The organism is Paraburkholderia sp. SIMBA_053, from assembly GCF_046534895.1.
Lineage (GTDB): Bacteria > Pseudomonadota > Gammaproteobacteria > Burkholderiales > Burkholderiaceae > Paraburkholderia > Paraburkholderia caledonica.
Map to the genome: position 1 here is coordinate 1 of NZ_JAWRXU010001872.1, position 231 is coordinate 231.

General features: G+C 32.9%; 1 protein-coding gene. It reads left to right on the forward strand.

Features of this window, described 5'->3' with window-relative positions:
• Positions 1-231 (forward strand): hypothetical protein (locus SB753_RS42030; protein WP_410805816.1); only part of this gene is annotated, 231 nt, incomplete at both ends.

Genomic DNA, 231 nt, shown 5'->3' on the forward strand with positions numbered 1-231 from the left:
GTTATTGATGCAACGGATAATGAAGATCCTAAGTATTTGAAATTACTATTAAAATATGGAGGAAAGGCTAATTCGCTGGAAACAGCGCCAAGTAAAGAAGGTAATCAGGCAAGAAGTACTGCTTTAAATAATGCAATATCTTATGTTGATAAATATAGTCTGGAAAAAGTAAAGCTCCTAATAGATGCGGGAGCTGATATTAATTATTTTAATGATGGTCCGGAATTGTAT